Source organism: Sphingobium indicum BiD32, assembly GCF_000382885.1.
GTDB lineage: Bacteria > Pseudomonadota > Alphaproteobacteria > Sphingomonadales > Sphingomonadaceae > Sphingobium > Sphingobium japonicum_C.
Genome location: NZ_CAVK010000114.1, coordinates 1 through 1,736 on the forward strand (window position 1 = coordinate 1; position 1,736 = coordinate 1,736).

General features: G+C 58.5%; 2 protein-coding genes and 1 pseudogene. 1 reads left to right on the forward strand and 2 read right to left on the reverse strand.

The window, feature by feature from the left end:
* Positions 1 to 85 (forward strand): annotated as a pseudogene (locus EBBID32_RS24105) (IS6 family transposase); the annotation flags it as partial.
* A gap of 246 nt (positions 86 to 331) precedes the next feature.
* Here EBBID32_RS24105 and EBBID32_RS11455 read toward each other — a convergent pair.
* Positions 332 to 958 carry an NAD(P)-dependent oxidoreductase gene (locus tag EBBID32_RS11455; RefSeq protein ID WP_006957044.1) on the reverse strand — a complete coding sequence of 209 codons (627 nt, stop codon included), beginning with the start codon at positions 956 to 958 and terminating at the stop codon, positions 332 to 334.
* Positions 959 to 1,008: 50 nt separating this feature from the next.
* The coding region (locus EBBID32_RS24570) for a hypothetical protein (RefSeq protein WP_196805642.1) at positions 1,009 to 1,736 on the reverse strand (728 nt) is incomplete at its 5' end.

Consider the following 1,736-nt stretch of genomic DNA (forward strand, 5'->3'; position numbering starts at 1 on the left):
GGTTGAAAGAGCATTCGGAATTGGACCCTCGGCCCTGACCGAAACCATGATTATGCTCAATAAGCATTTCGCCAATGCTGCCTAATCCCCCAACTGGGTGACGCCGCGCGGCCGTGCCCCATGTTTGCAACAGAGCCGTGCGGAGGCGTAGAGACTCTCCCAGCCCAAACCGTCGCTCGCTGCTTCGATCAGGTTGCCGGCGCGCGTAAGTATGCCGTGTGTCTGTCCTACCGTGAAGACACTTCTCTCCACCATGTCGCAGCCTTTTCCCAGCAATCCTCTCGTTTCGCCACCGCACGCAGACAGCTAAAACCCTCGTCCAATTGATATACTAATATCCGATCGTCATTTGCTGCCTGCCATGGGCATGGATCTCCAGCTCATCCACCAGTGCGGAGGCGAAATCCTCAACGCTTATCCGACTTTTCCCTTTTCCATCAACCAGCAGAGTGTCGTGGCCGAGCCGGAACTGGCCAGTCTTGGCTCCAGGTTCGATCAACGCGGCCGGGGAGAAAAACGTCCAGTCGACCGGACTGCTCTTGAGAAGGTCCAGAACCGCTCTCATTGCCCGCGCCTCACCCTGGTAGAGTTCCGGCAAGGTATCCAGAACCGGTGTGCCATCGGCGAGTTTCAAACTACCGGCACCCCCCACAACGACCAAACGTTTATCATGCGCAGCAGCAAGCCCCGCCAGCGTGCGTGCCACGCCTAACGCCTGTTCGGTTTGATCGCCCTCGCCGCGTGGGCTCACCGATGAGACTATGACATCGACGTCCCGCACCAGCGGCTCCAATTCGGGACGATTGGCACCGTCCGCCCCTTTCACAGTCGTAGCCTTGCTGGGATCGATGTTCTGCGGATGCCGCGCCACAGCGAAGATGCTATGGCCTCGGCCGGAAGCCTCGGACAGAATCGCCGCCCCGATCATTCCGCTCGCGCCGATCAACAGTATCTTCATTTGTCCTCCGCTGAATCTTAAAGGTTCTGTGTCGCCCTCCGTCCTGCCGCTCACGCGTCGGCGAGAGCGGGGACCATGTCCGGATCGAAGACATCGTACATTCGGATTCCGCCGATTTTGCCTTCCTCATCGGCTTGATAAGCCGCGAGTCCGCTCTCGCGGTGCTCGCCCGCGAGCTCCCACTCAAGGATCATGGTCTTGCCGTCGAATGCGAGCGTCTTGAAGATCAGCTGGAACTCAATTCCGAACATGGCGAGATAGAGCGCACGAATTTTTTCGGGAGTGTCGAGATGCTTCACGCCGATGTCGACGTAAGCCTGACGACCGAACACGGCCATCGTCTTCTCGATGTCCCATTTGGAAATGGCTCGGAAATATTCTGCATTGATGCCTGGCATGTCCTCGGCCTGTCCGACCCTGTCGGATGCCTGACGCGGAAAGGACGAGAGGCGACTGCCAATCTGGCCCGTAATCGGCTTCTCGAAGTAATATACCCGCGCTTCTTTGATGAGGCCAGAATCGGCGCGTTCGCCGATGATAGCGACAGGCAGGTCAACGGAGCCGAGCGGTCCTTGGACCCGCACCGTGAACTCCGCGGTCGACAAATTGTCGATCACCGTTTCATGGAGGAGCTTGGGCTTTTCTCCAACGGCAACCTTGAATGAGGCTGGCCAATCCTTCACGGCCTGTGCGAAGGCCGCAGCTCCTCGGACCGAGCCGATTCGATTCGAAGCAAGGTTCGGCTCGCCCTCGAACACCGAACTTGCCGCCTCTACGT